Consider the following 23,432-nt stretch of genomic DNA (forward strand, 5'->3'; position numbering starts at 1 on the left):
CAGTGGATTCATTCGGAAATGTCCTCGGAGGAAGCGGGGCGCGAAATGCGCGGCCGGCGCTATGACCACCACGCGCCGTTTTCTCGCCCACGCCCGAACGCGCGCTGCGGCTTGCGCCCCTATCGCGTGCCGCTGGTAGGGCCATTATAGCCACGCGCCCGGAAGCCTTTGCTTGTGCCGCCGCATCGCCCATAGAATGCTCGATCGACTCATGCATGCGGCGCGGCGCCGCGTACCGAGCATTGTTATCGGGGCCACTGGTCGATACGGGTTGATAGTGGTCAAATAGCTCATTTGCAGGATGACGAGCATGCGAACCGAAGTTCACGTCCACGGTAACCTGCGCTTCCTCAAGGGCGTCACCGCCACTCAGGTCGAAAGCGGCCTGCGTCCCTGGTTGGGCTATCTCGACATCGATTCGGTCGAGGAAGCGCGCAGTCTGGAACAGGAAGAGCCCGGCATCGCCTACGAGTCGACGGCGCGCGAGCTGACGATCTGCTGGACTGGAGAGGTCGGACGCAACTTTCATCGCTGCGTGGAAGAGTCGATGCAAACGCTCGGGCCGCTCACCGACGAGACCACGGTGGTGGAGCTCACCTACTTTCACGACGACGGCCAGGACGAGTCGCAATTGATCTTCGTCGGACCCACGCCGGAGGCGATTCACGAGGCGCAGCGCCGGCGCATGATCGAAGACATGCAGTACCTGCTCGGACGCCACTTCGGCAAGGAGGCGACCGATCGCGTGACCTCGGTGGTGAACGAGTTGTTCGATCAGGACTGGTCGGATCGCGAACGCATCGGCGAGCTGCAGCCCTCGGAGCATCTTCCGCTCGGACGCAACAAGCACCTGCACTGAGCACGTAGCGGCGCGGCCTGTCGAAGCTCTTATGCGGCGTTGAATAGCGCCATTCGCTCAGCCCGCAAGGCCGCGTGGGTTCAACCCGCGCGCGCACGGCGCCGAGCGTTCGCCCTCGATGGGAGCAGGCGCCGCAGGGCGCTCGCGTCGCCGCGATCGGCGAGCTTGGCTGCGTAGCGGATGTTCTTCTCCGCTTCCTCGATGTACAGGTTTCGCTGCTGGCGCGCGTCGGCGGCAAAGCGCATCATCGCATCGAGCTGTCGGTGCAGCCGTTCCATCGCCTTGCGGTAGAACTGCGGCGTGTGGAACAAGAGGTCTTCGGCGGAACGGAACAGCAGCTCTTCCTTCCCGTCCTCGCCGGTCTTGCGGTCGATGCCCCCCAGCACGAACTCCGGATAAAGCCGCTCGTAGCACTTCTCCAGGTAACAGCGATCGGACATCTGGGCGATGATGTCGGCCGATCCCAGCATGTTGCCGAGCAGGCGGAACACGGGCGCCGGCACCCGGATGTGCTGCGCCGGCAGCTCGTAACCCGTGAAGTGAACGGTCGGCGCAGCCGCATCGGCGAAACGTTCGAGCCCTATCGTGCCCAGGTAATCGCGCAGGAAGCGGCCGCTGCGCGAGACGTGAATCTTCGTGTACTCCGCGCCATGGAAGTGGCGATGATCGCCATAGCGGCGGATGTAGCCGGCATCGTGGAACAGGGCCGCGGCGATGCCGAATGCGAACAAATCCGCATCGATCAACGGTCCGTGGCCCTGGCCGATGTAACCTGCCATGATGCGCGCCATGGCAAGGGTCACGTCCAGGGTGTGCTGAAGATCGTGGTAACCCGTGTCGCAGGCGGAGAAACCCGGAAACTCCCCCTGGAACAGGCGCGCCGCATCGTCGATGGCGCGGGCGATCGCCGTATCGCAGCGATCGGGATAAAGTTTTTCGAAGATTCGGCCGATCTCGTGTCGGATATCGCGGGGATCGGTGGTCTGAACTCGATTGGTTACATCGTAGTCGTTGCGCCGCCCCGTCATGTGATCCTTCCGCGAACTTGGCACGACTCCTGCTCTGGCGCGGATTACACTACAAGGGTAGCGGCTTTACAATAGTAATAATCCACGTTGGGGATTGGATTTGCGGAACGTGGACCGACAACCGCCGAAGGCTGAGTGCGCATGGGCCAGCAGACGATCTACACCAAGACAGCCAAGGGCGTACTCGAGGTCAAGAACAAGACCATCAAACTGCCGCGCGATCTCGAACGCGTGTTCTCCCTGGTCGACGGCAAGTCGACTGTGGCGGAGCTGCTGAGCCGAAACGCCGGCATGGCCTACGAAGAGTTCGATCAGGCGCTGGATAAGCTGACGCACGAAGGCTTCATCAAGATCTTCGCCAGCGGTGCCTCGCCGGCAAACGCGGCCGCTGCGGCCGCGATCAATCCCAACGAAACCATCCGCATGCGCCCGATCACGGTGCGCATGAACGAGTCGGCAGCCGCGCCCGGGGAAAGGCGCTCGGATCTCGCCGACCTCGATTTCACCTCGCCCGAATCGCTCAACAAGTTGAACCAGGTGGCCGAGGCACGGGCGCGGGCGGAAGCCGAAGCCAAGGCGCGCGCCGAAACACAATCGCGCGCCCGGCACGAATCCGAAGCCCAGGCGGCGATGGAAGCGAAAGCGAAGCTGGTGGCGCAAGCCCGGGCACAGGTCGAGGCACGCGCACGCGTCGAAGCCGAGGCGCAGGTGCGCGCGGCCGGCATCGCGCGCGAGAAAGCGGAAGCAGAAGCGCGAGCCGCGACCGAGGCTCAGGCGCGCAGCGAGGCCGAAGAGCGCATGCGTGTCGCATTGGAGTTGAAGCAGCGCTACGAGGCCGAAGCGAAGGCACGCGCCGAAGCCGAGGCGCGCGCGCACACCGAGGCCGAAGTCCGAGCCCAGGCCGAAGCCAAGGCCCAGGAGCGCGCCCGAGTAAGCGCGCAGGCCGAGGCCGAAGCGCTCGCCCGCGCGGAAACCGAAGCCAGGGCGCGCGCCGAGCTGGAGGCCAAGCTGCAAGCCATGGCGCGCATGCTGGCCGAAGCGCAGACGCGGGCAAAGTCGGAAGCCGAAGCCCGAGCGAGGATCGAAGCCGAGGCCAAGGCGCGGGAAGAAGCGTCGGCGCGCGAGCTGCAGGAAGCGCAAGCGCGGGCGCAGGCCGAAATCGAGGCGCTCGCGCGCGCGGAGATCGAAGCCAAGACGCGCGAAGACGCCGAGCGCAAGGCGCGCGAGGAAGCCGAGCGCCGCGTGCAGGAAGAGGCCGAAGCGCGGCTGCGCTCGGAAGCCGAAGGCAAGAGTCGCGAGGAAGCCGAACGCAAAGCACGCGAACAGGCCGAGCGCCGCGCGCAAGAGGAAGCGCAGGCACGGCTGCGCGCCGAAGCGGAAGTGGGCAGGCGCGAGGAGGCCGAGCGCCGGGCGCGTGAAGAAGCCGAGTCGCGCATCCAGGCCGAGAGCGCGGCCCGTGCCGAAGCCGAGGCGAAGGCCGAATCGGAACGCCGGGCGCGCGAAGAGGCCGAACGGCTCGCGCAAGAGGAAGCCAAGACCCAAACACTGGCCGCCCGCCAGGCGCGCGAGGAAGCCGAGGCCAAGTTCGAGCTGGCAAGGCTCGCCCGCGAGCAGGCCGAGGCCCGCGCCGACGGCGAGCGCAAAGCGCGCGAAGAGGCCGAGCGCCGCGCGGGTGAAGAAGCCGAAGCACGAATTCGGGCCGAAGCCGAAGCCAGGACACGCGAGGAAGCCGAACGCAAAGCCCGCGAGGAGGCCGAGCGCCGCGCCCGCGAAGAAGCCGAGGCGCGCGCCCGCATCGAAGTGGAATCGCGCTCGCGCGAAGAAGTACAGCGCAAGGCGCGGGAAGAAGCCGAGCAGCGCGCCCAGGACGAAGCGGAGGCGAGGGCGCGAGAAGTCGCCCAGGCGCGCGCCCGCGAAGAAGTCGAACATCGTGCGCGCGAAGAAGCCGAGCGCCGTGCGCAGGAGGAAGCACAAGCCCGCACCCGGGTCGAACTGGAAGCGAAGGCGCGCGAAGAAGAGCTGCGTGTCGCGCGCGAGCAAGCGGAAGCCAAGGCGCGTGCGGCCGAGGAATCGGCCCGACAGGCGCTCTCCCAGCTCGAAGCCGAAGTGACGGCGCGCACCGCGGCGCAGGCCGAAGCGCGCCGCGAAGCCGATGCGCGCGCAGTCGCGGAGAGCCGCGCACGCGAGGACGTGGAAGCGCAGATCAAGGCCGAGGCCGAAGCGCGGGCCCGCGCCGCCGAGGAGCGCTCCGCGGAAGCGCTGGCGCAGCTCGAAGCCGCGATCCGCGCGCGCGAGGAAGCCGAAGAACGCGTGCGCCGCGAGGCGGAAGCGCACGAAGCGGCAACGCTCAAGGTACGCGAGGAAGCCGAAGCGAAGATCGCCGCCGAGCGCAGGACGCGCGAGGAAGCCGAGCGCCGGGCACGCGAAGAGGCCGAGCTGCGCATCCAGGCCGAGAGCGCGGCCCGTGCCGAAGCCGAGGCCAAGGCCGAATCGGAGCGCCGGGCGCGCGAAGAAGCGCAACGCCTGGCGCAGGAGGAAGCGAAGACCCAGACGCTGGCCGCTCGCCAGGCGCGCGAGGAGGCCGAGGCCAAGTTCGAGCTGGCGCGGCTCGCCCGCGAGCAGGCCGAGGCGCGGGCCGAAGCCGAGCACAAGGCGCGCACCGAAGCCGAAGCCCGCATCGAGGCAGAGAAGGGCGCACGCGAGGAAAGCGAGCGCCGGGCGAAGGAGGAAGTGGAGCGGCTCGCACGCGAGGAGGCCGAGCGCAAGCTACGCGACGAAGCCGAGCGCCAGGCGATGCAGCAGCGCCTGGACGAGGAGCGCAAGGAGATCGAGGCCCGTATCGAGACCGAGCGCCAGGCGCGCGAGCAAGCCGAGGCGAAGGCCGCCGCCGAGCGCACGGCACGCGAGCAGGCCGAGGCGCGAGCGCGAGCGGACATGGAGACACGGCTCGAGGCCGAGCGCCGTGCACGCGAAGAGGCGGAGCGCCGCTCGCAAGCGCTTGCGGTGGACAACAGCGATGCCGCCCGCAAGGCGCTCGAGGATGCCGAGCACAAGGCCGAGCAGGCGCGCAAGATCCGCGAGGAAGCCGAGGAGCGGCTGGAAGCGGAGAAACGCGCCCGCGAGCAGATGGAAGCGCGCATGGCGCGCGAAGCGACGGTGCGCGCGAAGCTTATCGCCCGCATGGAAGACGAGCGCCGGGCGCGTGCGGCCGCCGAAGATCGCGCCAAGATGGAAGCGGTAGCGCGCGTCATGCAGCAGCGCGAATTCGCCGAAAAATCCGCCACCGAAATCCAGCAGCGCGTCGATGGCGAGCTGAAGGCACGCCAGCAGGCCGAGCTCGAAGCCGACATCCGCGTGCGCAAGGAAGCGCAGGAGCGAGCCACGGCGGCCGCCGAGGTTCGTGCCCGAATCGCACAGGAAGAAGCGGCGGCGCAGACGGCGGCGCAGCCCAGAAAGCCGCGCAAGATTCTCCTGCCAGTGGCGATCGCGGCCTTGGTCCTGCTGGGGGTGGCGCTCGCCCTACTGCAGTTCATGCCGCTCACGCCCTGGGTGGCGAGCGCGGAAAAGATCGCAGCCGAGCGTGTGGGCGAAACGGTGACGATCGGCAAGATGCACTACTCGCTGATCCCGTCCCCGGGGCTGACGCTCGAAAATGTGGTCGTGGGCGCGCAACAGGACATCCGCATACCGGTCGTGATCGTCGCGATGGGAATCGGCGAGCTGATCTCGGACAGCAAGCGGATCGATTCGGTGGAGCTGCAATCGCCCGCGCTCGCACAGGATGCGCTCGGCCGAGTGCTCGGATGGGTGCGGGCGCCAGCGGCGCCTGCGCGCGCCGCCGTCGAACGGGTTTCCGTGCGCGGCGCGCGGCTCACGCTGCGCGGCATGGAGCCGCTCAGCGTGAATGCCGAGCTGACGTTCGGCGCCGACGGCGCCTTGACCAAGGCGCGGCTCAGTCTCGCGGACGGCTCCTTGAGCGCGGATATCGTTCCGCAAGCCGAGGGCGCGAGCGTCAGCATGCGCGGCTCGCGCTTCACGCCGCCGCTCGGTCCACGCTATGTGTTCGAGGACCTGGAGCTGACCGCAACGGCGACCGCCACGGAGCTGCGCGATATCCAGGCCGAGGGCAGCGTGTTCGGCGGCAAGTTCAAGGCGAACGGCCAGGCGCGCTATGCCGGCCCGATCGCCGTGGACGGCCGCTTCTATGTCGACAACCTGAGCCTGGAGCCGCTGATCGGGCTGTTCGCCAACGGCGTCGCAGTCACGGGGACCGGAGATCTCAAAGGCACGTTCGGCTTGCGCGCCGAGCGGCTCGAAACGCTGTTCGACCAGGCGCGGGTCGAATTCACCTTCAGCGGCAATCGTGGCGCGATCGAAAATGTCGACCTGATGCGCGCCGCCCAGGCCGCGGGCCGCGAAGGCGTGCGCGGCGGCAGAACGCGTTACAACACGATGAGCGGGGTCGTGGCGGTGAACGCCAACCGCGCTTCGTTCCAGCAGTTTCGCATCGCCTCGGATTCGATGAGCGCGGCTGGCGGCTTCGAAATCCAGCCCAAGGGGGAGCTCGCCGGGCGGCTGGGCATCCAGGTGGGACCGCGCGGGGCCGTGGTCGCGCAGGGCAACGTCGCGATCAGCGGCGACGTGCGCAACCCGGTCTTGCGCTGACTGGCCGCACGCGCTCACTCAAGCGTGTGTGACCAGCAGGCAACGGTAAATTCGCCGCTGCGGACCACCCCGTCCGCGACATCGTCGCGTCCAGCCCCTCCTTGGTAAGGAGGGGAAAATCTTTAGTACTTTCCCCTCCTCTCAGGAGGAGGGGTGGCGCGAAGCGCCGGGGTGGTGTGGTTTGGCAAAGGGCAACCCGTATCGCGGCTTACGCGGGCACGTACTGGTCGCCGAGCGCAGACAGGATGCGACTACCGACCCCACTCGTTCGCGATCGGCCGGGCCGCCCCGCGCAGCGCCTCGATGCGCTCTTCGAGCGGCGGGTGGCTCATGAACAGCCGCCCCATCGTACCGCCGCCGCGAATGCCGAACGCCTTCATCTGCGCCGGCAGCGTGCTTTCCTCGTGTACCGCCTGCAGGCGCTGTAATGCCCCGATCATCTTTTCGCGCCCGGCGAGCTTCGCCCCACCCGCATCGGCACGGAATTCGCGCCGGCGGCTGAACCACAACACGATGATGGTCGCCAGAATGCCGAGCAGCATCTCGGCGACGAAGGTGGTGACGAAATAGCCGATGCCGTATCCGCGCTCGTTCTTGAGAATCACGCGGTCGACCAGATACCCGATCACGCGCGCCAGGAAGAATACGAACGTGTTGACCACGCCCTGAATCAGCGTGAGGGTCACCATGTCGCCGTTGGCGATGTGGCTGACTTCGTGCCCGAGGACCGCTTCGGCCTCTTCGCGCGACATGCGCTGCAGCAAACCGGTGCTCACCGCCACTAAGGCGTTGTCTCGCTTCATGCCGGTGGCGAAGGCGTTGACGTCCGGCGCATCGTAGATCGCCACCTCCGGCATGCCGATACCCGCGGCTCTTGCCTGCCCCTGCACAGTATCGAACAGCCAGCGTTCGGTCTGGTCGCGCGGCACGTCTATCACGTGCGCTTCGGTCGAGCGCTTCGCGATCCACTTGGACATGGCCAGGGACACGAAGGCGCCGCCGAAACCCAGCACTGCGGCCATGACGAGCATGGCGCCGGTATTGAAGCCGGTGCCGGCCAACGCCTGCTCCAGCCCGAGCAGCTTCATCGCGATGCTCAGCACCACCAACACCGCAAGATTGGTGGCGACGAACAGGAAAATGCGCTTCATGACTGCTCCGTAGGCGAAAGAAATCCAAGGTTAGAGCCGATACGCCGAGCGGGGTTCATTCCCGCGCACCGCCCATCGCCGTGCCAACTTGGGGGCACATCGCAGCGCTTCAAGAGCGCCGGCCCAATAGCGCGCGCAGTATACGGAGACGTTGGCCTGGTCACAATATCGTTGCCGTGCGCGTTGCCGTGCGCGTTGCCATGCGCATCGGCGCCTGCGGCAACTTGCCCACAGCGGGATCGCAGCAAGCCCAGCTTCGAGCCGCCGGCCTCGCCGGCCACGTATTATTGATGGCGGATTCCGTGACCATAGCGAATGCGAATGAACCGCCGCACTTTTCTGATCGGGACCGCAGCCATGGCCGTCACCGCCGGCGCCGGCGCATATGTCTGGCCCGAACAAGGCCTGTTCAATCCCTGCAAGGCCGCCATGCCGCCGCAACTGACGAACCACGAGTTGGTGCGTGCCGCGCGGGAGGGGATCGATGCGGCCCGGGTATGGGATTGCCATGTGCACCTGATCGGGATCGGCGATTCGTCCTCCGGCGTCTGGATCAATCCACGCATGCAGAGCTGGGCGCATCCGCTGGAATTCGCACAACGCCTGTTCTTTCTCAACGCCGGCTGCGCACGCGAGACGGCCGGCCAGGTCGACACGAGCTACGTCGAGCGCATGCGCAACCTCGTCGCCGGTCTTGCTCCCGGCGCCAAGCTGATGCTGCTCGCGTTCGATTTCACGCACGACCAAGCGGGCGAGCGCCAGCCCGCGCGCAGCGCCTTTCACACGCCCGACAGCTATGCGCACGGGCTTGCGCAAGCGCACCCACGCGACTTCGAGTGGATCGCCTCGATTCATCCTTACCGGCGCGATTGCGTCGCAGCGCTGGAATGGGCGGCAGGCAACGGCGCGCGGGCGGTGAAGTGGCTGCCTCCGGCGATGGGCATCGACCCGGCCTCGGCGCGCTGCGACCGCTTCTACGCCGCGGCCGCGCGCTTGGGGCTCGCGCTGCTCACCCATGCCGGCGAGGAGAAGGCGGTCCACGGCGCGGCCGAGCACGGCTTCGGCAACCCGCTGAAGCTGCGCCGAGCGCTGGATCATGGCATGCGGGTCGTGGTCGCGCATTGCGCCTCGCTCGGCCAGGACATCGACCTGGACCGTGGCGAGAACGGCCCGGCAACGGAGAGCTTCGATCTGTTCGCGCGCCTGATGGATGATCCCGGGTACGTTGGCCGGGTCTACGGCGACATTTCCGCCATCGCGCAGGTGAACCGCTCGGCGGCGGCCTTGCGGCACATCGTGGAGCGCGCCGACTGGCATTCGCGTCTGCTCAACGGCTCGGACTATCCACTGCCCGGGGTGATGCCGCTCATCTCGGTGAACCGCGTGATCGATCTGGGGTTGCTCGAGCGCGCTGCGGGGCCGGTGCTGATGGAGATCCGGGCGCACAATCCGCTGCTGTTCGATTTCGTGCTCAAGCGACTGCTGCGCGCCGGCGGCAAGCGTTTGGCGCCCAGTGCGTTCCATACCCGTGACTTCTTCCTCGCGCAGCCGCCGCGATCGAGCGCGGAAGCCGAGCGTGCCGCCGAGCGCAGCGCTCTGTTTGAACGCCGTCGCGTATCATGAACGCTTGCGCCAGGCACCCGATCGAGCGTAACGCGCCGTGGCGGCGCCTGGCGACAAGGTGCAAAGGGGGAATAGGCGTTGGCTGAGCCCGGACACGATTCCGGCCCTGCCGGCATGCGCCGCCGGGCGCCGCGCCGATTATGGTCGCTGTCCGCAGCGCAAGCGCAGCTCTCGCACGGCGCGTCGGACGAAGTGCGGGCGATTGCCCGCACGGTAGCCGAGCTGGGATGGCTGCTGCTCGTCCTTGTGCTCGCGTATGCCGCGCTGGCGCGCCGCTCGCTGCCGGGCGGGGCGACCGCCGCCATCCTGGGTGGCTCACTCGTGTTCGCCGCTGCCCTGATCGCGCTGCATACGCTGGCGCCTATCCCGGCGCGTGGCCAGTGGCCGATGCTGGGTCGCTGCTGGGCGATGGCCGCCTACATCACCTGGGTGATCGTGCAAGCGGCTCCGGATCGCTGGCCGCTGGCGAACCTCTATCACCTGGTGATCATCGCCAGCGCCGCGGCCCTCGGGGCGCGGGCAACCGTGCTCAATCTCGCGCTCATCGCGGCCGCACTGGCCCTGATCTGGTCGGCGACCGGGCCGGCGGCAGGCGCGGGGCCGGAGCTGAGCCTCATTCTCGGTCCCATGGCCCTGATCGCCTACGTGACTGCGCGGCTCACCGCCGACATCCGCAGCGCGATCGAACGCATTCGCTTCATCGCCGAGACCGACGAGCTCACCCGCCTCTACAACCTGCGTGCTTTCATGCATCTGGCCGAGCGTCTGCATCGCCAGGCCAAGCGTTACTCGCGTGCCTATGCGCTGGTCATGATCGATTCGGATAATCTCAAGGCCGTGAACGACGCGCATGGCCATCAGACCGGCAACGAGCTCCTGAAGCGGACCACGGCCTGCATACGGCGCGAGCTGCGCGAAACCGACGTGGCCGCGCGCTACGGCGGCGACGAATTCATCCTGCTGCTGCCGGAGACGAGCGCCCAGGGTGCGCGCGAGCTGAGCGAGCGCATCCGGCGCTCGGTCGCCGACAAGGGCATGGAAGTGCGCGGCCTGCGCATCGCCACCAGCGTGAGCGTCGGCATCGCCGCCTTTCCCGATCATGGCACGGACCTGCGCAGCATCATGAACAAGGCCGACCAGGCGATGTACCTGTCGAAGAAGACCGGACGCAAACCGCGTTACCGTGTTCGATCCCGGTTGAGCGGCGCGCGTGCGGTAGAATTTCGCGGCGTGCCCCGCCCCGCGGGCCCGCACCCCTTGAAAATCCGGAAAGCTCGCTCCCTCATCCCCGGCCCCTCCCGGAGGGAGAGGGGAGCGTGGTGCGTAAAGCGGCCTGTCAGTCTGTAGGCATTTTGCAAAAGCTCGCAAAGCAAGGAAATCCATGGAGACCCTAGACTGTGCGGTGATCGGCGCGGGCGTTGTCGGGCTGGCCATCGCACGCCGGCTCGCGCTCGCCGGCCGGGAAGTCGTCGTGCTCGAAGCCGAGAGCTCGATCGGAAACCACACCAGCTCGCGCAACTCGGAGGTGATCCACGCCGGCATCTACTATCCGACCGGCAGCCTGCGTGCGCGCCTGTGCGTGGCCGGCAAGCAGGCGCTCTATCGCTATTGCCCCGAGCACGGCGTCGAGCACCGGCGCATCACCAAGGCGATCGTCGCAACGGCCGAGGACGAGATCCCGACCTTGCACAAATACAAAGAGCAGGCCGAGCGCAACGGCGTGCTCGACCTGCAGTGGCTCACGCGCGAGGACATGGCGGCGCTGGAACCGAACGTGGCTGCGGTCGCGGGGCTGCTCTCGCCCTCGACCGGCATCATCGACAGCCACGGCCTGATGCTCGCCTACCAGGGCGACGCCGAAGCTCGCGGCGCGAGCATCGCGTTCCAAAGTCCCGTGCTCGGCGGAGAAGCGCACGCGGACGGCACGGTGCTGCGCGTGGGCGGAAGCGATCCGATGGCGCTCAAGTGCAACATCGTCGTCAACGCGGCGGGATTGACGGCGCCCGCGCTCGCGCGCTCGATCCACAGCATAGCGCAATCGACCATTCCGCTGCAGCATTTCTGCAAGGGGCATTACTACGTGCTGGCGGGACGATCGCCGTTCGGGCGTCTCATCTACCCGGTAGGGAGCGGGCTGTGGCATGGCGTGCACGTCACGCTCGATCTCGGCGGGCAGGTGAAGTTCGGTCCCGACCTGGACTGGCTGGACACGAACGACTACAGCTTTGACACCTCGCGCGAAAGCAGCTTCTATGAATCGATCCGGCACTACTACCCCGGATTGGCCGACGGCGCGTTGCAACCCGGCTACACCGGCATCCGGCCGAAGATCACGGCCAAGGGCGAGCCCGCGGCCGACTTCATGATCCAGGGTCCGCGCGACCATGGCATCCCCGGCATGGTCAATCTCTACGGTATCGAATCGCCCGGGCTCACCTCGTCGCTGGCGATCGGCGATTACGTCGCCGAACTGCTCGGGCTCGCCTGAGCTTTAGGGCACGCGCTCGAGAAACTGCGCCAGCGCGGTGAGCCACTCGCGACGGCGGAAGATGAAACCATCGTTGTGCCCGCCGGCGAGCTCGATGAAAATCTTGGGTTCCGGCGCCGCGGCGTACAAGGCTTGTCCGTGGCTGACGGGAATGATTTCGTCCGACGGACTGTGCGCAACCACTACCGGCGAGCGGACCCTGCCGAGGTAGGCGCGGGTGTCGTAGTCGAAGCGGCTGATCCAGCGCACGGGCAGGAAGCGATAGATCTGCGCCGCCACATCGGGTATCGAGGTGAACGCCGAGTGCAGGATGAGCACCCGCGGCGACTCGCGCGCAGCCAGATACGCCGCGATCGCCCCGCCGAGTGATTCGCCCAGCAGCACGATATCGCCCGGTGCGAAGCCTCTCGCCTTGGTCAGATGCGCCCAGGCCAGGCGCGCATCTTCGTAGGTGCCCTGCTCCGAGGGCGTGCCGCTGCTGCGGCCGTAGCCGCGATAGTCGACGACGAAGCTGGCATAGCCGAGATCGTGGAACATGCGCAGCCAGTCCAGCCGCAGCGCGATGCTGCCTGCGTTGCCGTGCAGGATGAGCACGACCCCCTTAGGCTCGGCCTGACCGACGAACCAGCCGTGCAGCCGAACTCCGCTGCCGGCATCGAGCCACACATCCTCGTAGTCGAGCCCGATGGCGCGCGGCGTCGTGGTCACGTCGCGGCCGATCTCGGGGTAGTAGAGCAGGCGTGATTGCATGAAAAACAGCAGCAGCACCAGGATGGCATAGAACGCCGCGACGACAAGGGCGATATTGATCAGCATGCGGGCCGGTCGCTGGGAGGAGCCAGCGGGCCAAGCCCGCCGGGAGGAGTCAGCGGTCGAAGCCCGCTGGTGCCCCGGGCGGCTCAGGGCAGCTCCAGCGGCGCCTCGTCCATCACCGCGATCTGTTCCTTCAGCGCCAGGATCTGGTCCTGCCAATAGCGCTCGGTTCCGAACCAGGGAAAAGCGGCCGGAAACGCCGGATCGCTCCAGCGCTCGGCGAGCCAGCCGGCGTAGTGGATGAGGCGCAGCGTGCGCAGCGGCTCGATCAGCACGAGCTCGGTGCGGTCGAAATCGGCGAACATGCGATAACCCTCGATCACCGCCAGCAGTTGGCGCGTCATGGCGGCGCGGTCACCCGAAAGCAGCATCCACAGATCCTGGATCGCGGGGCCGGTGCGACAGTCATCGAAGTCGACGAAGTGCGGTCCGTCGGACCACAGGATGTTGCCGGCATGACAATCGGCGTGCAACCGCAGGCGTTTCACGCCTTGCGCCTGCGCGAAGCGCGCGCGCACGCGCTCCAGCGCATGGCGCGCCGCCGCCTCATAGGCAGCGCGTAGACTGTCGGGCAGGAAGCCGCCGGCCAGCAGCGCCGCGAGCGGCGCTTCGCCGTAGCTGCGGGCGTCGACCGACAGGCGGTGGGCGAACGGCTTGCGTTCGCCCACGGCGTGGATGCGCGCAATGAAGCGTCCGAGCCATTCCAGGGTATCGTCGTCGTCCAGCTCCGGCGCCCGCCCCGGGCACTTCGGATACAGCGCGAAACGGAATCCTGCAGCGTGCGCGAGCGTTTTCCCTTCCGGAAGCAACAGCGGCGCGACCACGGGGACCTCAGCCGCCGCCAGCTCGATGCAATAGGCGTGCTCTTCGCCGATGGCCGCATCGCTCCAGCGTCCCGGGCGGTAGAACTTGACGATGACCGGCGCCGCGTCCTCCACGCCCACCTGATAGACCCGGTTCTCGAAGCTGTTCAATGCGGCAAGCCGCCCGTCGCAGCGCTGCCCCGCCGCTTCGACGCAATCCATGATTCGATCCGGCGTGAGCGTCGCGAACGGCAAGGACGTTTTCATGCGCTTCGTAATCCACGGGTATGATGACGCGCCAACCGGCCCGGCAAGCCCGCCGGGCGCAACCGGACACGATCGACGCTATGCTGCACGCCTACCGGCTCACCGCGCAACAACTCGACCGGCGCGCCGTCCACGCCCGGGAAGAGCTCACCGAGGACGTCGTCTGGCTCGACATGGTCGACCCGATCGAGGCCGAGCGCAACTGGGTGCAGGATGCATACGGACACTCCGTGCACTTCCTCGACGCGCTGAGCGAGATCGAGGCGAGCGCCCGGTATTTCAGCGACGAGCATGGCGATCATGTGCGGCTGTATTTTCTCGAGCTGCAGGACGGGATCGCACGCAACGTCGACGTCGGCTTCACGCTCGACGGCAAGCGCCTGTACTCGCTGCACGCGCGGGAAGTGACCGTGCTGGCGAAGCTGCATACCGATTGCGATACCTTGTCGCGGCCTCCGGCCGATCCGCTGTCGATTCTCACCGGAATCGAGGAGCTGCGCATCGCTTTTCTCGCCGACAGCCTGGAGCGGCTGCACGCGGACCTGGAAACGCTTTCGAGCACCATTTTCGCCGGCGCCGACCGCCACACGGGGCGCTTGCTGAACGATCTCGGCCGGATCGAGGACATCAACGGCAAGGCGCGCCTGGGCATGATCGAAAACCGGCGCGCGTTCCAAGGCTTCGGCGCGAGCCGCCATAATCCGCTCGACTCGACCACCGTCGCGAACCTCACGCGCGACGTCGATTCGCTGCTGTCGCATTGCGACTACCTGCTGCGGAAGGTCGAGTTCCTGATGGATTCCGCGCTCGGCATGATCAACCTCATGCACGCGCGGCGCCTGACCATCTTCACCGTGCTGTCGGTGGTGCTGATGCCGCCGACGCTGATCGCCAGCATCTACGGCATGAACTTCCGCCACATGCCCGAGCTCGACTGGGTGTTCGGCTATCCCATGGCACTGCTGGTCATGCTGGCCGTGGCGGTCGGTCCGATTCTGTACCTGCGCCACAAGCAATGGCTGTAAGCCGGATATTTCACCCGGCCGACCCGAATCGTAACCAGTGCCTTGAGTAATGACGTGATTGAGCGCGTAGTCGCCATATACGATGCCAATGTCGGTCTGCACGGGCGCTATCGAGCGTTCCCTATTTCATGTCACGCTCGTCCCTCACCCCCAACCCCTCTCCCGGGGGGAGAGGGGAGCGTCGCGTCCGTATTGGACTGTCGTCCAATACGGAACGATCAATAATGAGCAGCACCGGCGCAGAGCCGGTCCCATTCGTCGTCGCGGGGATAGAGTGGCGCACCGTTGTCGCGGCGCGAAGGCAACACGCGCTCGCACACGCGGACATCGGGCACGCGCATGTCGGCGAACAGATCGAGGATGAGCTTCTCAATCGTGGCCAGGTCGTCCGCCGGATGCAGCGGCCAGCAAAAACCGTCCACGAGATCCTCCGCGAAGGGAGAGCTCAGCGTGACGCGAATCTCCCCGTCCTCGTGCGCCGACACGACCGCCACCGGATCGCCCACGGCCAGGCGGAAGCGACGCACGGCGGTGCTCGCGAACAGGTTCAACGCGATCTCGAGCTGAGCGCTCCGGCCCGCGTGCGGCGCACCGACCAGGTCCAGCGGCGGACGCGGCAACGCAGCCAACTGCAGCCCCGGCATTGCGAGCTGCTGCTCAATCAGCCGCGCGCACTCGGCGCCCCAAGGGCCGATATGCGCCGCGATCTCGGTGAATCCGGGGCTTTCGGGTGCGGTAAGACCCGCGCCGACGACGAAGCGCAGGTGCGTCTGCTCGCCTCCGGGCAGCACGGTGATCGGTGCCGGCGGCAGCAGCCTGCCGAGCGCCTGCGGTTCCAGCTCCCGGGTCAGCGCGAGCAGGCTTCGGAGGGATAGCGCTTCCAAGGCCTGCAGCGCGCAGAGGGCGTTGGAAAGTCCGAAGCTGCGCGTCGGCCCGAGCGCCTGCGTGCGCTCGAACAACCGGCACAGCGCGTCCACGTCGGGCAGAACGCCAGGCACGACGATCTCGCGGGTCGCGCTCGCAACCAGCACGACCGGCAGCGCAAACGCCCGGGCGACCACACCGCTCTCGCCACGGGCAGCATCGATCGCGCGCGCGAGCGCATCGGTAAGCATCCGGTAGCTCGCGGCATCCGGCGCCTGCCGCAGTGCCTCGCGCACGCGCACTTCCGCGCCTTGCTCCAGCGCCTCGGCCACGGCGTCGCGCAATGCGGTCGTATGGCGAGGCCGCTCGAGCGCATTCGACTTGGCCGCGTGAATCGCGGCGAGCGCCAATGCATCGGTTACACTGCCGCCACCGAAGCGGCGGGGTTCAGGCAGTCGCCGCATCCCTTCGCTTTCCGGTCGCGGCGTCGCCGCAACCTCATGTCTGCTCGCACAAGCACCCGCGGACCTGGTCGAGCATGATAACGCGCCGCCTTCCCTGCCTTTTCTTCGAAGTCCGCATCACAGCCGGAGCCCATGCCGCGTGACGGCCGCCGTCGCGATCGTCTTCGCCTGCTGTTGCCGATCGCGACCGATCCCCTGGCGGGTCCTGATCTCCTTCAGTCGGCCTTGAGATCGAGCGCGCGCACGAGCTTGCCCCACTTCGGGACTTCCTGCGCGATGACCGTGCGCAGCACGTCCGGGCTGCCGCCCACCGGCTCGGCGCTGGAAGCGAGATAGCGGCTGCGCACCTCGTTCTTGCGCAAGGCCTCGTTCATCGCCGTGTTGATGCGCTGGATAACCGGTTTCGGCACACCGGCCGGCGCGAGGATACCGAACCACTGCGTGACTTCGTAAGCCGGGAACCCGGACTCGGCGACGGTCGGCACCTCCGGCAGCGCGAGCGAGCGCTTGTTGCTCGTCACCGCCAGCGCGCGCAGCTTCCCGGCCTTGACCTGCGGCAGCGTCGGCGCCGCGCTTGCGATCGTCGTGTGGATCTGGCCGCCGATCAGGTCCGTGATGGCCGGGCCGGTTCCCTTATAGGGGACGTGCACGATGTCGGCGCCCGTGACCGACTTGAACAGTTCCATCGCCAGGTGCCCGGACGCGCCGCTGCCGCCCGAGCCGTAGCTCAATTTCCCGGGATTGCTCTTGGCGTAGCGCACCAGCTCGCCGACGGTCTTGAACGGCGCGCCGGCGTTGACCGTGAGAATGAGCGCGGTGGCAACCACCTGGATGACCGGATCGAAGTCCTTGATCGGGTCGTACTTCGCTCTTCGGTAGAGCGCCGCGTTGATCGCGTGCGGAGGCGAAGTAAACAATAGCGTGTGACCGTCCGGCGTCGCACGCGCAGCGATCTCGGTCGCGATCAGCGCGCCCGCGCCCGGGCGGTTGTCCACCACCACTTGCTCGCCGATCGCTTCGCTCAGGCCCTGTGCGGTGATGCGGCCGAGGATGTCGGCCGCCCCGCCTGGAGCGAAGCCGACGATCAGGCGGATCGGGCGGGTCGGATAGGTCTGGGACAACGCCGGCAAGGCGACGAGACTGCAGGCGACGAACAGGCAGGCACGAACGAAGATCGACATGGCGTGAAGGACCCTTGGAGGACGTGGCGCGATCGGCGCGATCGGCGTATCGATTATACGCATCCGCTGTCGCCGCAACCCGACGCGGTCATCGCGTACCCACCTGTAAGCGAGTGTTGCAAATCAGGTTCCCGGCTGCATTTCGTTGCAATTGCATCGGCATAGTGCGAGATCGCTCACAGTCTGCACGACACGGAAACGGGCATCATTCGGCTGCGTCCTTCGACGCAGAGAAGAACTGGAGACCGACATGGAACAAACCGCCCGCAAGCCGCTGCACCCGCTCATCATGGTAGCCGCCATTGCCGTGATTCTCTTTTGCGCAGCGGGTATCGCCGCCATCGCCGGCTGGATCCCGACTTCGCGCAGCGATACGCACTCCGCCAACGAACCGGGCGTTACCGAATCCGCTTCGGTGCCGCCCGCGCCCGCCGCAAAGGCGCCCGTGCGCGCCGCACCGCCCGCACAACCTGCGGCAGAGCCGCGCCCTGCGGAGCGCGTGGCGCGATCGCAGCCCCCAGCCGCCGAGCCGAGGGCTCCCGTCCAGGTCGCAGCCGAGCCGAGCGCGCCGCCGACGCCTGCGATCTGCTTCGATTGCGGTACCGTGGCCAGCGTGCGTGAAGTCAAACAGTCGGGCGAGGGCAGCGGCATCGGCGCGGTGGCCGGCGGTGTCGCCGGCGCCGTGCTCGGCAACCAGGTCGGCGGTGGCCGAGGTCGCGATATCGCAACCGTGGTCGGCGCAGTCGGCGGCGCGGTGGCCGGGCACCAGGTCGAGAAGCACGTGAAGAGCGGCGTTGCCTACGAGATCGCTGTCACGATGGACGACGGCAACAATCGCACCTTCACACAGTCCGAGCCGCCCGCCTGGCGTCCGGGCGACAAGGTACGCGTCGAAGGCGACCGGCTGACCGTGCGCGGCTGATCGGCAAGCCTCGACAAACAATTCCGCTTTCACGCTGAAGGTTCCGGGCCGCGGCTCGGGACTTTCGCGCTGCGGCCGAAGCACGATCCGGCCGACGCTATAATCGCAGCACCGTGCCGGCGCCGCGCCGCTCGCACGCCCGCTCACCTGATCCAACCTTGACCCATCCGGCATGCCAACCCGAGAGCGCTACTCGGCCATCCCGTCGTTCTGGGCTTCGACGGCGAACCCGCATCCCGAACTGCCTCGCCTCGAGCACGATATCGAGACCGATGTTGCGATCGTCGGCGGCGGCTTCACCGGACTCACCACCGCGCACTACCTCGCGCGCTCGGGCATCGATTGCGTGGTGCTGGAAGCGAACGACGCCGGCTGGGGCGCGAGCGGACGCAACGGCGGCATGGCCGTCTTGCGCTACAAGAGCGGCTGGGCGGCGCTCGCCCGCGAGCACGGGATGGAAACCGCACGGCAGATGTTCCGCGCCCTGCAACGAGCCGTGGGCGTTCAAGGACATCGAGAGCGCGATGCGACGGGTCTTTCCCGCCTTGCACGGCGCGGCCATCGACTACCGCTGGAACGGCAAGGTCGGTTTCTCGCTCGATTACTTTCCGCACATCGGTTCAGCCGAGCCGGGCGTCTACTATGCGCTCGGCTATAGCGGCCGCGGCGTGGTGCTCACGCACATGGCGGGCAAGCTGCTGGCCGCGATGCTGCGCGGCGAAGCGGTCGACGCCGGGCCACTGACGCAAAAGCCGTTCGAGCCCATCGCGCTGCACGGGCTCTACCCGCTCGGCATTCGTTTCTACACGGCCTATTACCGTCTGCTCGATGCGCGCGAGCAGGCTCGGTAGCTCAACCATCATTCCGGTGAAACGGAAATCCAGGCGTCTCACTGCTCTCTGGGCCCTCGTTTTCACGAGGGCGACGAAAGATGAGCCCGTCATTCCCGTGAAAACGGGAATCCAGGTGTTTCGCTTTCTCTCCGCCCACTGTTTTGACCAGCGCGACGTAGTCGGAGCGTCAGGCCGCCTCGAACACTGCCGCCTGCTCGATCAAGCCCTGAATCTCGTCACGCGAGTAGCCGAGATCCGCGAGCACCGGGCGCGTATGCTCGCCGATGCGCGGCGCGCGCGATCTGGCATCGCCAGCCACGTGCGGCCGCGGTCCCGGCACGTTGGGATGCGGAACGCGCCCAACCGCCGGCTGCTCGACCCAGGTGAAGGTGCCGTTGGCCTCGGCCTGCGGATGCGCAAGCAACCCATCGTAGTCGTTGACCCGCTCGTTCAATATGCCGGCCGCGCGCATCTGCTCGCACCAATAGTCCGACGGGTGCTGCGCCAACGCTTCGTTCGCGGCCGCCAGGATCTCTGCGGCTCGTGCCTTGCGTCCGGTCAGCTTGGCAAGGCTCGGATCGTCGCCGAAATCGGGCCGGCCGATCACGCGGCAGAACGGCTCCCATAGCGCATCCTTCAATACGCTCAGGTTGATCCAGCCGTCCTGGGTGCGGAATGTGCCGACCGGAAATGCGCCCGCCCCCGCCGAAGCGCCGCGGGTAATCGCGTGATCGAGAATGCGCACGGCCTGCAAACCGGCGCCGCCTTGCATCAGGCTCGCATCGATGTAGCGCCCGCGGCCGCTCTCCTTGCGCGCGTAAAGGGCCATCGCCACTGCCTGGAAGGCGTAGATGCCGCTGGCGATGTCGATCGGCCAGCATTCGAGGCGGTGCGGCAATCCGTCCTCGCGGCCGGTGTTGATGCGCATCATGCCGGTGAACGCCTGCAGGATCGCGTCCGTCGCCGGCTGGCTGCGCATCGGCCCTTGCTGACCGAATCCCGTCACCGAGAGATAAACGACAGCGGGGTTGCAGGCGCAGACGTGTGCATAGCTGAACCCCAGGCGCTCCATCACGCCGGTGCGAAAGTTCTCGATGAACACGTCCGCCCGGCGCGCGAGGCGATGCACGATCTCGGCGCCGCGCGGCTGCTTCAGGTCGAGCGCGATGCTGCGCTTGCCCAGGTTGGTCGCGATCGCCATTGAGGTCATCGCCTCCGCCCCGGCGGTGATGCTGCGCGACCAATCGCCTTCCTTCGGCTCGATCTTGACGACCTCGGCGCCGTACTGCGCGAGCATCATGCCGGCGCTGGGGCCGGCGATGCCCTGGCTCATGTCGACGACCTCGAGGCCGTCGAGCGGAAAATCCTGGCTCATCGTGTCACTGCTTGTTGTCGACGCCGGCGGCCTTGACGAGCTTGCTGATGCGTTCGGTCTGACTGCGGCGGAAGGCGTCGAGGTCGGCGCGCGTGCCTCCGACCACGTCGATGCCCAGCGCCTTCAGCTTCTCGGCGAACGCCGGCTCCTGCACGATCTTCACCACGTCCGCGCTTACCTTGGCCAGGATTTCATCCGGCGTACCGGTCTGGGCGACCAGGCTGTACCACCCCAGCATCTCGTAGCCCGGCACGGTCTCGGAGATCGACGGCACGTCCGGCAGCAGGGGCGCGCGCTTGCGGCTGGTGACGCCGAGAGGCCGCAGGCGACCGCCCTGGATGCTCGGGTTCGCGGCCGGCACCACCGCGTACGTCAACTGCACTTCGTTGGCGATGGTGTCCGTGACGGCCTGCGCCACGCCTTTGTACGGCACGTGCAGCATTTTCGTACCGGTGAGCTGCGTGAACATGACGCCGGACAGGTGCTCGGAAGCCCCGGTTCCCGCCGAGCCGTAGCGCAGCGCACCGGGTGACTTCTTCGCCAGCGCGACCAGTTCGGCGATCGACTTGGCCGGCACCTGGGGATTGACCATGAGCACGAACGGAACCGTGCCGATCAGGCTGATCGAGGCGAAGTCGCGCTGGAGATCGAACTTGAGATTCGGGAACACCTGGCTCGCCACCAGGAGCTGAGACGTCAGCATCATCCACGTATAGCCATCGGCTGCTGCACGCAAGGCCAGCTCCGCGCTGATCGTCCCCGCCGCACCGGAGCGCGAATCGACCACGATGCGCTGGTTCCACGTCGCGTAGAGCCGCTCGGAGATCACGCGCGAAATGATGTCGGGGCCCGACCCTGGCGCGCTGCCGATGATGAGCCGTATGGGTCGATCCGGATAGCTCGACTGGGCAGCCTGCGCCCACGGCGAGACCGCGAGCGCAAGAGCGCCCGCAACGATGCAGCATCGAGTACTACGCATGGCAAATTCTCTCCTCGTTGGTTTCGTGTCGCGCGCTGCTTGCGCTGCGAATGTACGATGGTAACCCGGGCCGGCGCGCGCATGACTTTTCAGGGCTTGCTTCGCAGCTCAGACGCCGGATGGAATCCCGGTAGCGATGGACCGAAGAGCAGGGAACACCTGGATTCCCGCTTTCACGGGAATGACGGCTCATCTTTCGTCGCCCTCGTGAAAACGAGGACCCAGAGAGCAGTGAAGCATCGATCCGCGAGGCGAGAGTTCGAGTGAGAAGGCGCTCGTTTCGGATACGCCCTGCGAGGCGAGAGTTCGAGTGAGAAGGCGCTCGTTTCGGATACGCCCTGCGAGAACAGCCCCACGTTTGCCTGCGAGCGTGATGGGCAAGGTCTCGTCGAGAGTCACGTCCGCTCGGCTTGGCTTTCGATCCGCCTCGCCTGCCAGGGACCGGAAGCCGAGCCGCTTCGGATTCCCTCGATCGTCCCCCCGTTTACGATCCCACTGTATTCCACGCCGTCCAGCGCGAACCGGATACGGTCGCCCTGCAGCGTCGGATTGGTGAGACGCCGGGTCGCCCTGCCGGACTCGAGCGAGCCGGTGATCACCTGGTAAGTCTGTTCGAGCACGAGCTCGCCGTCGTCCAGTTGCCAGCGGCCCGCAACTTTGGCCGGGACGATGTAGAGCAACGCATCGCACCACGCGTCGCAGCCGTCGCCCGCCTGCTCGATGCGGTCGGCGTCCCAGTCCCTGATGCCAAAAGTATTGAGCACGATGCGCGTGCCGGGCTTCATGTCGAGAAACTTCGGCACCAGGCGGTCCAGGTTCTCGGGCAGCAGGAACAGAGCCAGCACCGTGGCCTCCGAGATGTCGGCCTCGTACATGTCGCCCTGAACGAACAGCGCCTTGCCCGCGACGCCGGCCTTTTCGGCCTCGCGCTGCGCATGGACGACCATGTCCGGGTTGTACTCGACGCCGAGCGCCCGCGCCCCACGCCGGGCCGCCGCAATGATGTTCCTGCCATCGCCCGAACCGAGGTCCATGACGTAGTCCTGCGGGGTCACTCTGGCCATGTCGAGCATCTTCTCGACCAGCGCCGGCGGCGTGGGCACCCAGACGACGTCCTTGCCGGCCTGGCCGCTGATCGGCTCGAACGGCTTGTCCGGTGGCGTTTGCGCCGGCGAAGCGCCGGAGGCGAGCAGCAGGCAGGCGGCGAAAGTCAGTGCGAAGAAACCCGGAAAGCGGCGCATGGCGATCCCCCGATCATTGGATTTCCGGCCGTGCGTGCCGTCATTCGGGGCCGAACGAGTGGTCGCACGTACGGTATCTGGCGGAGGATTATATGGGTTGCGCTGTACTGTTCACCACTCGTACTTGTACCCGAGCCCGTAAACCGAGTGAATGAGCTCCCGATCCGGCACGATGTCCGCAACCTTCCTGCGGATCTTCTTGATGTGGCTGTCGACGGTGCGATCCGAAACGACGCGCTCGTCGCGGTACATCGCATCCATCAATTGATCGCGGGTATAGATGCGTCCCGGATGCGCGGCGAGCACCTTCAGAAGCTCGAACTCCACCGCGGTGAGTCCCAAATCCTTGCCGCCGATTTCGGCTCGGAAGCCTGCCTCGTCCAGGACCAGACCGCCCTTGGCCGGCGCATCGCCACGCTTCGCCCGACGCAGAACCGCTTTCGCCCGCGCGACGACTTCGCGCGGACTGAACGGCTTGCAGATGTAGTCGTCGGCGCCGAGCTCGAGACCGAGCAGCCGATCGATCTCGTCCACGCGCGCAGTCACCATGATGATCGGAAGATCGGAGCTCGCACGGATCGACTTGCACACTTCCAGCCCACTCTTGCCCGGCAGCATCAGATCGAGCAGCACCAGGTCGGCACGGTTCGCGCGCATCCAGCCCTCGACCTCGTCGCCCCGGTGCAGCAGCGCCACCTCGAAGCCTTCCTGCGCAAGGTAATCGCCCAGCAGCCTCGCGAGCTTTTGCTCGTCCTCGACGATCAGTATGCGTTCAGCCATGCCCCTACCCAGGAATCTGCCCGCTTGGCGGGCACACAACGCTCCCCTCTCCCCCCGGGAGAGGGGCTGGG

General features: G+C 67.0%; 18 protein-coding genes. 8 read left to right on the top strand and 10 right to left on the bottom strand.

Features of this window, described 5'->3' with window-relative positions:
- Window positions 1-310 precede the first annotated feature (310 nt).
- Complete coding sequence (locus GEV05_03325) at window positions 311-859, top strand: hypothetical protein (protein ID MPZ42429.1); 549 nt, start codon at window positions 311-313, stop codon at window positions 857-859.
- Between the two features lie 80 nt (window positions 860-939).
- On the opposite strand, the gene GEV05_03330 is transcribed toward GEV05_03325, so the two are convergent.
- Window positions 940-1,911, bottom strand: a complete 972-nt coding sequence (locus tag GEV05_03330; GenBank protein ID MPZ42430.1) for a hypothetical protein — start codon at window positions 1,909-1,911, stop codon at window positions 940-942.
- A 117-nt stretch (window positions 1,912-2,028) separates the two neighbouring features.
- Between GEV05_03330 and GEV05_03335 the strand changes: the two genes are divergently transcribed.
- Window positions 2,029-6,552: a hypothetical protein gene (locus GEV05_03335; GenBank protein MPZ42431.1), complete on the top strand. Its 4,524-nt coding sequence runs from the start codon at window positions 2,029-2,031 to the stop codon at window positions 6,550-6,552.
- Between the two features lie 251 nt (window positions 6,553-6,803).
- Here the strand turns inward: GEV05_03335 and htpX are convergent, their stop codons facing one another.
- Complete coding sequence (gene htpX, locus GEV05_03340; protein MPZ42432.1) at window positions 6,804-7,703, bottom strand: protease HtpX; 900 nt, start codon at window positions 7,701-7,703, stop codon at window positions 6,804-6,806.
- A 315-nt stretch (window positions 7,704-8,018) separates the two neighbouring features.
- On the opposite strand from htpX, the gene GEV05_03345 reads away from it, so the two are divergent.
- The 3 genes from GEV05_03345 to GEV05_03355 all read left to right on the top strand — a co-directional run bounded on the left by GEV05_03345 (window position 8,019) and on the right by GEV05_03355 (window position 11,814).
- Window positions 8,019-9,326: a twin-arginine translocation signal domain-containing protein gene (locus tag GEV05_03345; protein ID MPZ42433.1), complete on the top strand. Its 1,308-nt coding sequence runs from the start codon at window positions 8,019-8,021 to the stop codon at window positions 9,324-9,326.
- Window positions 9,327-9,404: 78 nt separating this feature from the next.
- Window positions 9,405-10,673 carry a diguanylate cyclase gene (locus GEV05_03350; protein ID MPZ42434.1) on the top strand — a complete coding sequence of 423 codons (1,269 nt, stop codon included), beginning with the start codon at window positions 9,405-9,407 and terminating at the stop codon, window positions 10,671-10,673.
- A gap of 34 nt (window positions 10,674-10,707) precedes the next feature.
- Complete coding sequence (locus GEV05_03355; GenBank protein ID MPZ42435.1) at window positions 10,708-11,814, top strand: FAD-dependent oxidoreductase; 1,107 nt, start codon at window positions 10,708-10,710, stop codon at window positions 11,812-11,814.
- 3 nt (window positions 11,815-11,817) lie between these two features.
- Here the strand turns inward: GEV05_03355 and GEV05_03360 are convergent, their stop codons facing one another.
- The gene (locus GEV05_03360) at window positions 11,818-12,630 is read right to left on the bottom strand and encodes an alpha/beta fold hydrolase (protein MPZ42436.1); all 813 of its coding nucleotides are present in this window, start codon (window positions 12,628-12,630) and stop codon (window positions 11,818-11,820) included.
- An 83-nt stretch (window positions 12,631-12,713) separates the two neighbouring features.
- Window positions 12,714-13,697, bottom strand: coding sequence for a serine/threonine protein kinase (locus tag GEV05_03365; protein ID MPZ42437.1), 984 nt, complete (start codon window positions 13,695-13,697; stop codon window positions 12,714-12,716).
- Window positions 13,698-13,717: 20 nt separating this feature from the next.
- Here GEV05_03365 and GEV05_03370 point away from each other — a divergent pair, with 20 nt between their 5' ends.
- Window positions 13,718-14,722 (top strand): magnesium transporter CorA, encoded by a 1,005-nt coding sequence (locus GEV05_03370; protein MPZ42438.1) that lies wholly within the window; start codon window positions 13,718-13,720, stop codon window positions 14,720-14,722.
- A gap of 218 nt (window positions 14,723-14,940) precedes the next feature.
- Here the strand turns inward: GEV05_03370 and GEV05_03375 are convergent, their stop codons facing one another.
- On the bottom strand, window positions 14,941-16,050 hold the full coding sequence (locus tag GEV05_03375; protein MPZ42439.1) for a hypothetical protein: 1,110 nt from the start codon (window positions 16,048-16,050) through the stop codon (window positions 14,941-14,943).
- A 215-nt stretch (window positions 16,051-16,265) separates the two neighbouring features.
- Window positions 16,266-17,294 (bottom strand): tripartite tricarboxylate transporter substrate binding protein, encoded by a 1,029-nt coding sequence (locus GEV05_03380; GenBank protein MPZ42440.1) that lies wholly within the window; start codon window positions 17,292-17,294, stop codon window positions 16,266-16,268.
- Window positions 17,295-17,517: 223 nt separating this feature from the next.
- Here GEV05_03380 and GEV05_03385 point away from each other — a divergent pair, with 223 nt between their 5' ends.
- Both GEV05_03385 and GEV05_03390 read left to right on the top strand, forming a co-directional pair.
- Window positions 17,518-18,153, top strand: coding sequence for a glycine zipper 2TM domain-containing protein (locus tag GEV05_03385; protein MPZ42441.1), 636 nt, complete (start codon window positions 17,518-17,520; stop codon window positions 18,151-18,153).
- 172 nt (window positions 18,154-18,325) lie between these two features.
- Window positions 18,326-18,811 (top strand): FAD-dependent oxidoreductase, encoded by a 486-nt coding sequence (locus GEV05_03390; protein ID MPZ42442.1) that lies wholly within the window; start codon window positions 18,326-18,328, stop codon window positions 18,809-18,811.
- A 362-nt stretch (window positions 18,812-19,173) separates the two neighbouring features.
- On the opposite strand, the gene GEV05_03395 is transcribed toward GEV05_03390, so the two are convergent.
- The 4 genes from GEV05_03395 to GEV05_03410 form a co-directional block, all read right to left on the bottom strand.
- The gene (locus GEV05_03395; protein MPZ42443.1) at window positions 19,174-20,361 is read right to left on the bottom strand and encodes a CoA transferase; all 1,188 of its coding nucleotides are present in this window, start codon (window positions 20,359-20,361) and stop codon (window positions 19,174-19,176) included.
- 4 nt (window positions 20,362-20,365) lie between these two features.
- A complete protein-coding gene (locus GEV05_03400) occupies window positions 20,366-21,340 on the bottom strand; it encodes a tripartite tricarboxylate transporter substrate binding protein (GenBank protein ID MPZ42444.1) in 975 nt (324 codons plus the stop codon).
- Window positions 21,341-21,735: 395 nt separating this feature from the next.
- A complete protein-coding gene (locus tag GEV05_03405; protein ID MPZ42445.1) occupies window positions 21,736-22,581 on the bottom strand; it encodes a methyltransferase domain-containing protein in 846 nt (281 codons plus the stop codon).
- Window positions 22,582-22,692: 111 nt separating this feature from the next.
- A complete protein-coding gene (locus GEV05_03410; protein MPZ42446.1) occupies window positions 22,693-23,361 on the bottom strand; it encodes a response regulator in 669 nt (222 codons plus the stop codon).
- Between the last annotated feature and the right edge of the window lie 71 nt (window positions 23,362-23,432).

Source organism: Betaproteobacteria bacterium (genome assembly GCA_009377585.1).
Classification (GTDB): domain Bacteria; phylum Pseudomonadota; class Gammaproteobacteria; order Burkholderiales; family WYBJ01; genus WYBJ01.